This window comes from Streptomyces sp. NPDC001204 (genome assembly GCF_053598035.1).
Genome location: NZ_JBSFJL010000031.1, coordinates 81,143 through 88,358, shown reverse-complemented (window position 1 = coordinate 88,358; position 7,216 = coordinate 81,143). Strand labels below are relative to the sequence as shown.

General features: G+C 72.3%; 6 protein-coding genes and 1 pseudogene. 4 read left to right on the top strand and 3 right to left on the bottom strand.

Annotated features, from left to right (window positions below):
* Positions 1-106 precede the first annotated feature (106 nt).
* Together ACWC91_RS32385 and ACWC91_RS32380 are read right to left on the bottom strand one after the other, a co-directional pair.
* Positions 107-1,354, bottom strand: coding sequence for an FAD-dependent oxidoreductase (locus ACWC91_RS32385; RefSeq protein ID WP_281156194.1), 1,248 nt, complete (start codon positions 1,352-1,354; stop codon positions 107-109).
* Positions 1,355-1,679: 325 nt separating this feature from the next.
* Complete coding sequence (locus ACWC91_RS32380; RefSeq protein ID WP_225077274.1) at positions 1,680-1,889, bottom strand: hypothetical protein; 210 nt, start codon at positions 1,887-1,889, stop codon at positions 1,680-1,682.
* A 727-nt stretch (positions 1,890-2,616) separates the two neighbouring features.
* Here ACWC91_RS32380 and ACWC91_RS32375 point away from each other — a divergent pair.
* The 4 genes from ACWC91_RS32375 (at position 2,617) to ACWC91_RS32360 (ending at position 6,627) form a co-directional block, all read left to right on the top strand.
* Complete coding sequence (locus tag ACWC91_RS32375) at positions 2,617-3,483, top strand: hypothetical protein (protein ID WP_450641434.1); 867 nt, start codon at positions 2,617-2,619, stop codon at positions 3,481-3,483.
* Between the two features lie 137 nt (positions 3,484-3,620).
* Positions 3,621-4,520 (top strand): class F sortase, encoded by a 900-nt coding sequence (locus ACWC91_RS32370; protein WP_450641432.1) that lies wholly within the window; start codon positions 3,621-3,623, stop codon positions 4,518-4,520.
* Between the two features lie 104 nt (positions 4,521-4,624).
* Entirely contained in the window at positions 4,625-5,908 is a 1,284-nt protein-coding gene (locus ACWC91_RS32365) for an ATP-binding protein (RefSeq protein ID WP_374113968.1), read from the top strand.
* A gap of 80 nt (positions 5,909-5,988) precedes the next feature.
* Entirely contained in the window at positions 5,989-6,627 is a 639-nt protein-coding gene (locus ACWC91_RS32360) for a hypothetical protein (protein WP_376499743.1), read from the top strand.
* 76 nt (positions 6,628-6,703) lie between these two features.
* Here ACWC91_RS32360 and ACWC91_RS32355 read toward each other — a convergent pair.
* Positions 6,704-7,051 (bottom strand): annotated as a pseudogene (locus tag ACWC91_RS32355) (response regulator); the annotation flags it as partial.
* Positions 7,052-7,216: the final 165 nt, after the last annotated feature.

Sequence of the window (7,216 nt, the reverse complement as noted above, 5' to 3'; positions counted from 1 at the left end):
CCTTCCGGCCTTCCGGCCTTCCGGCCTTCCGGCCTTCCGGCCTTCCGGCCTTCCGGCCTTCCGGCCTTCCGGCCTTCCGGCCTTCCGGCCTTCCGGTCCTTCGGTCCTACGGCCGCCGGAGCCGGCGTACGGCGCTTTCCGGTGGGCGCTCGCGCAGCGCGCCGTAGGCGAGGAAGTACGCGGGCAGTCGCCGGACCAGCCGGGATCCGGTGAGCAGGCCGGCGGTGCGCCGGGCCCGGTCGGCGCTGCCGAGGGGTTGCCGCCCCCGCAGGACGGGCGCGATGAATCCGGCGTGGGCGGCCCGTTGCAGCCCCTGCGTGACGACGGTGGTGGGACGGCGGCGGCGCTGCACGGCGCGTACGTCGCGCAGGCCCACGGTCCCTCGGCGCAGCGGCTCGACCAGGTGCCGGGCGGCGGCGACGGCGTCCTCCACGGCGAGGTTGATGCCGATGCCGAAGACCGGGGACATCGCGTGCGCGGCGTCGCCGATGCACAGCAGTCCCGGCCGGTGCCAGCGGCGCAGCCGGTCCAGCCGCACGTCCAGGAGCTTGACCTCGTCCCAGGAGCGCAGGGTGTGCGTGCGGTCCGCGACCCAGGGCACGGCGGTGGCGAAATCGGCCAGGAAGCGGTCGAGGCCGGCGGCGCGGCGCTCGGCGTCGGTGCCCTTGGGGATGAGCGCGGCGCACTGCCAGTACGACCCGCGGTCGATCATCGCGGTCAGGAAGCGGTCGCCCGCGCCGCCGACCAGTCCGCTCGGGTCGCCCTCGTGCCGCGGCAGCCGGAACCACCAGGCGTCCATGGGGCAGTCGAAGCGGCGCAGCCCCAGTTCCGGCCGCGAGCGGGCCAGTGAACCGCGGCCGTCGCAGGCGACCGTGAGGACCGCGCGCAGTTCACCGGTGCGGCCGTCGGAGGTGCGGTAGCGCACCCCGGTGACCCGTCCGCGCTCGATCAGGAAGGAGGTCGCCTCGGTGTTCATGCGCACGTCGAAGGACGGCTCGCGCCGGGCCTCGTCCACGAGGAGGTCGAGCAGGTCCCACTGGGGCACCATCGCGACGTAGTTGTACGGGCCGGGAAGCGCGGTGAGGTCCGCGACCGTCACCATCGACCGGCCGGGTCCGGCGGGCAGTTGGACGGTGCGCACCCGGCGCTGGGGCAGCCGCGCGAAGCGCTCGGCCAGACCCAGCTCGTCCAGCAACGCCAAGGTCGAGGGGTGCACGGTGTCGCCGCGGAAGTCGCGCAGGAAGTCGCCGTGCTGTTCCAGCACGGTCACGCGTACGCCCGACCGGGCCAGCAGCAGGGCGAACACCATGCCCGCGGGACCGCCCCCCACCACACAACACGTGGTCCGCTCCATCACGGCCCTGCCTCTCAGGAGAGCAGTAATTCATCGGCTGATGAAAATCATACTCCCCGAGGGACGTGACGGGCAGACCCTCTGAGCGGTCCGGAACCGCGGTCCGGAACCACGATCCTGAAGCGCCACCCGAAGCCGAAGCGGGATCCGAAACCGTGGCCCGGTGGCGGGTCCGCCGTGCCCGGCGGGCGCAGGTGTCGCCCGTGCCCGCCGGGAGACCGGTCCACGGCGCGGGCCGGTGCCGATCCGTGTCGGTCAGCGCCGGTCAGTGCCGTTCGGCGCTGGTCAGCGCAGGTCAGTGCTGGTCAGTGCTGGTCAGCGCAGCTCAGAAGGAGACGCTGACGCTCGCCTGACGGTACTGGCCGACGGTGCCGAGGACCTGTTCGCCGGTGGCGGCGACCTGGCCCAGCAGGTCCGAGTCGCAGACCGCCGTGGGGCCGGCGGCGATGCCGGCGTGCGGGCTCAGACCGCCGGAGATGTCGTCGAGCGCGGCCTCGGAGATCTCGGCCGTCTGGAGCCGGGGAGCGGTGTTCATGAAACTTCCCTTCGTACCGATGTCCGCCGACGGGGGCCGACCCGCTGGGGACAGTGTGCGGGTCGCGACTGGATCACCCCCGCGACGCGAAGGATCCAAGCACGGAGCCGGCCGGGGTCTCCACTCAACCTGTTCGCCGCATCAAGGGGTTGACCGCACCGGTGACCTATCTGTGCAGACGTGCCCACGACTTCGGGGATGCTTCGGCACACGCCGTACGACATTCGGGTGTCGATTCCGTCCCGGCGTTGTTCCGAACGCGTGACTCGCGTGCGGCGATGCTGCGACCGTCGCGTCTTTGTGTGTTTTCATGATTCTTTGTGTCCTCTTTGCGTATTCAGTGCGCGGGTTTACCAAAGACGGATGGCTGTTCGACGCTGAAGACGGGCTGTCACCGATCGGCTGTGGGCCATATGGATGGCCGGGGCGGGCCGCCGGCCCCCGCACGGCTTCGTTCGGCCCGCGGGCGGCCCGCGGACGGCTCCGGACAGCGGGAGACCGACCCGGACAACGGGATTGGGCCCTTCCCGACCTGAGCGAGGGGCAGCAGCGGCCAAGGACGTCCTCGTTCCCTCGTGCGGAGGTATGGAGAGGGCGTCAGTAGTCCGAATGCGACGCTCAGGTGGTGGGGCGTCAGGATTCCGCTGAAGGTGATCACGTCGCGGCTGCGATTCCCGATTGAGTGGGCGTTGGGCCGGCTCTCGCAGTCCTGACGGAAGGAACACCCATGCGTATCACCCGTACTCTTTTCACCTCCGCGGCCCTGGCCGCGGCTGTGGCGTTCTCCGCCCCTGCTGCGAGCGCGGTGACCCTGACCGCGCTCCCCTCCTCGCAGCAGCATGCCGTCAAGGCCGACAACTCCGGCGGCGAGGACTCCGACGACAACGACAGCGACGAGGGCCAGAAGGGCGAGGACCGCGGAGACGACGAAGGCCGCGACTACGGCGACAAGGGCGGCGAGGGCCGCGACAACGGCGGCGAGGGCCGTGGGGAGGGTCGCGACAAGGGCCGTGGCGAGGGTCGCGGCGAAGGCCGTGGTCAGGGCCGTGAGGGCCGTGAGGGCCGGCCGCAGGGTGGCGTGCAGGCCGGTGGCGGAGCCCTTGCCATGTTGAAGGCCGAGGGCGACCGCGGTGGTCGTGACGAGGACGAGCGCGGCGACGGTGACGAGGGTCGCGAGGGCCGTGAGAAGGGCGACAAGGGCCGTGGGGAGGGTCGCGGCGAAGGCCGTGGCGAGGGCCGTGAGGGCCGTGAGGGCCGGCCGCAGGGTGGCGTGCAGGCCGGTGGCGGAGCCCTTGCCATGTTGAAGGCCGAGGGCGACCGCGGTGGTCGTGACGAGGACGAGCGCGGCGACGGTGACGAGGGTCGCGAGGGCCGTGACAACGGCGGCGAGGGCCGTGGCGAGGGTCGCGGCGAAGGCCGTGGTGAGGGCCGTGAGGGCCGGCCGCAGGGTGGCGTGGGCGCCGGCGGTGGCGGTCTGGCTCAGTCCTCCAACACCCTGGGCCTCGGGGCGGGGGCCGCGCTGCTGCTCGGCGGCCTGGGCGCCGGTGCGTACATGCTCCGCCGCCGTCAGGCGTCGGACCCCTCCGCGGTCTGATCGGGCCGCTCTTGTTCGTCGCTGGGCTGCCGCGGTCCGCGTCACCTCCCCAGGAGGACAGCGCGGGCCGCGGCAGCGGCGGCCGGCCCCAACCGTCGCCCGCGGCCAGTACCACCTCTTGACGAAAGGCACCGTCCATGGCTTCTCAGCAGCCGCCCCAGACGGAGCAGAGCGGGATCAAGCCCGCCAGGCGTCGTTTCCGGCTCCGCCTGCTGTGGCCCGCGGCAGCGGTCGGGCTGGGCATCGCCCTCATTCACAACTCCCTGGTCGCCGCGCCCGTGGCGCACCCCACGCACACGAACCGTCCGGCGGCGGTCACCTCCCTGGCCCCCATGTCGCCGGAGCCGAGCGTCGACACCGGCACCAGGACCGCCACGAAGACCGACCCCAGGAGCGGCTCGACGACCACCGATCCCAGGACCGGCTCGACGACGACCGATCCCAGGGCCGGCTCGACGACCGACTCCAGGAGCGGCTCGACGACGACCGATACCAGGACCGGCTCGACGACCGACCCCAGAACCCACACCAGGACCGGCATCAAGTCCGGCGCCAAAGCCGGCAAGTCGTTGCCCCGCTCGGAACCGACGCGGATCTCGATCCCGGAGATCGGGGTGGACGCGCCGTTCACCAAACTGTCCGTCAACGCCTCGGGACAACTGAACCCGCCGCCGGCCAACAACACCAACCTGGTGGGATGGTTCAAGGGCGGGCCGTCGCCCGGCGAGCGCGGAGCCTCGGTCGTCGTCGGTCATCTGGACACGAAGACCGGTCCCGCGGTCTTCGCCGAGCTGGACTCGCTCGAACCCGGAGCCGTCGTGAACATCACCCGCGCGGACGGCACCGTCGCCCGCTTCAAGGTCGACTCCATTGATGCCTTCAGCAAGGCGCACTTCCCCGACGACAGGGTCTATGCGGACACCGCGACTCCCCAGCTGCGGCTGATCACCTGCGGCGGGAAGTTCGACCGCGCCAAGGGGGGCTACCAGGAGAACGTGGTCGTGTTCGCCCATCTCGACTCGGGCTCACGACGCTGACGGACCGGGAAGGGTGCGTACCCATGCGTGTCGCACCCACCCCGGCCTGCATGGTTCGCCGCCCGGCGCTCCAGCGGAGACAATGGACTGCCGGGAGCGGTGAGGTGGTTGCGATGCCCGCATGGCACCTGCGCGACTATCGCGACGACGATCTTGACCAGGCGATCCTGATCTGGGAGGAGAGCCGGCAGGCCAACGAGGATCCGGTCTTCCCGGTCTCGGAGGTGATGGCCGAGGCCCGGGCCGGACATAACGCCGTGGTCGCCGTCGTGGGTGACGAACTGGTGGGCATGGCCGCGGCACGGGCGAGCGGCCAGCGAGGATGGGTCCTCCTGGTGGCGCTCGCCGCCCGGTGGCGCCGGCGCGGCATCGGCAGCGCCCTCCTCACCGAACTGGAACGGCGGCTGAGGGCACTGGGCGTGCGTCGCATCAGCGCCCTGCTTCCCCCCGGCGCCGCCGGAACCACGGCCCTGGAACACTGCGGCTACCGGCTCCGGGACGACCTGGTCTACTACGAGAAACTCGAACCGCAGGGACCCTCCGACGCAGGCGCCCTCACGGAACTTGGTGGTCGCATGCTCCCCGAGGGGCTCTGGGACGCCATGGCCGGCATGGAACGGGAGAAGCAGGTCGTCGAACGGCGTGTCGTGCTCCCCCTGGCGGAGCCGGCCCTCGCCGACCGCTACGGCGTCGCCCCGCCGAAAGGGGTCATCCTCTTCGGCCCGCCCGGCACCGGGAAGACCAGTTTCGCGAAGGCGGTGGCCTCACGGCTCGGCTGGCCGTTCGTGGAACTCTTCCCGTCCCGGCTCGCCGCCGACACGAGCGAGGGGCTGGCGACGGCGCTGCGGGTGGTGTTCGCCGATCTGGCGGAACTGGACACGGTGCTGCTCTTCATCGACGAGGTCGAGGAGATCGCCGGTGTGCGGTCCGGCATGGCGGTGGACCCGGGGCACGGGGTGACCAACGAACTGCTGAAGCTCATACCGGGCTTCCGCGAGCACGACTCCCGGCTGCTGGCCTGCGCCACGAACTCGGTGCGCTCCCTCGATCCGGCGTTCCTGCGGCCGGGCCGGTTCGACTACGTCATCCCGATCGGACCCCCCGACGCGACGGCCCGCTCGGCGATCTGGGACCGCTATCTCCGGGCCGCCGACTCGGTGGACGTGGCACAACTGGTCGCCGCCAGCGAGCTGTTCACCCCCGCCGACATCGAGTTCGCCGCCCGCAAGGGAGCGCAGGCGGCGTTCGAACGCGAGGTCGCGCATCGCCAGGGCCGTCCGGCCACCACCGAGGACTACCTCGACGCCATCGCCGACACCCGGCCCACGCTCACCGCGCAGGCGATCGAGGAGTTCACCGAGGACATCGAGACGTACAGTCGCCTCTGAGACGGGCGACGATGCCGGGCCGACGTCGACGACGAAGCCGGCGTGCCGGCGGCGACGCCGCGGTCGGGCGGGAGGCAGGTGTGGCGAGGTCACGCAACAGGTCGGCGCGGCGCCGGAGAGCGCTGCGCCGCAGGGCCGCGGCCGGCCGCGCGAGCACGTACCGCGCGCCCGGCGCCCCGGGGGGTGCCCGATGGGGCATCGGCGCGGACCGGCAGCGGACCCTGCGGAAACTGGCCGATCGAGCGGACGCGTCCACGGCCGCCCCGCTCCGGCGGCTCGCGTGGTGGTGCGGGTCCGCCGTGTTCCTGACCGGCATCGTGCTGCTGGGCACGGTGGCCGCCTCCGCGGTGGGATGGGCGGGCACCCCGGGCATGTTCACGGCCCGCGAGTGCCATCGGGAGGAGAGCGGCAGGGGAGGCAAGAGCAAGGCCTGCTCCGGGTCGTTCGTCGCCGAGGACAGAAGCCTCGTCGACACGGCCGCGGTCCTGCACTGGGCGGAGGGCGAGGCGGGAGGACGGATCCGGGTCCGCGCCCTGATCCTCGGCGGCTACCAGAGGGAGAGCGCGCTCGACGCGGCACTGGTCGCCGTCCTCATCGCGCTCCTCGCCGCCCCGGCGATCGGCTGCGCGTTCGCCGGCCTGTCCCGCCACAGCCAGGACCGCCTCGCCGCCCGGCTGCCCGGTCCGGCCTTCAAGTCCTATGTGCGATGGAGGTCCTGACGGCGCGGGACCGCCGTCCCGGCGGACGACCAACCGGGCATCCCGGGTCTATCCTGGCGCTGTCGCTGCGCGGGCGCGTCTTCGGGGGGACAGGATGTTTCTCGGGGTCGGTGTCCTTGAGCAGGAAACCGGCGGCGCCCGAGCACAGCGCTGTCGCCACGTACTCGTCGTTGTCGAACGTGGTGAGCATGGCGACCACCGGAGGGTCCGGCAGGCGCCGGCGGCCGTCGAGCACGGTGAGCCCGTCCACGTCGGGCATCCGGATGTCCGGCAGGACCACGTCGGGGCGCGACCCGCGCACCGCCCGTACGGCCCGGCCGCCGTCGACTGCCGCCACGACCTCGATGTCGTCCGCCGTGTTGAGAATGTGCGTGAAGCCCCCGCGGACCAGGGCCTCGTTGTCGACCACCACTACCCGGATCACGTGCGCTCCGCTCGTCGCAGCCCGTCGCTCGACCTGTATCACGAGGGGTGTCCGTCCGCTCGCGGACCGCAGGCGCCTCCTGCCGGCCGGCGGCCGCGGGTCCCGCCGACCGGCCGGGGCGGCTCCGGCCGGTCGGCCGGGTGTCTCCGGAATGGATACATGTAC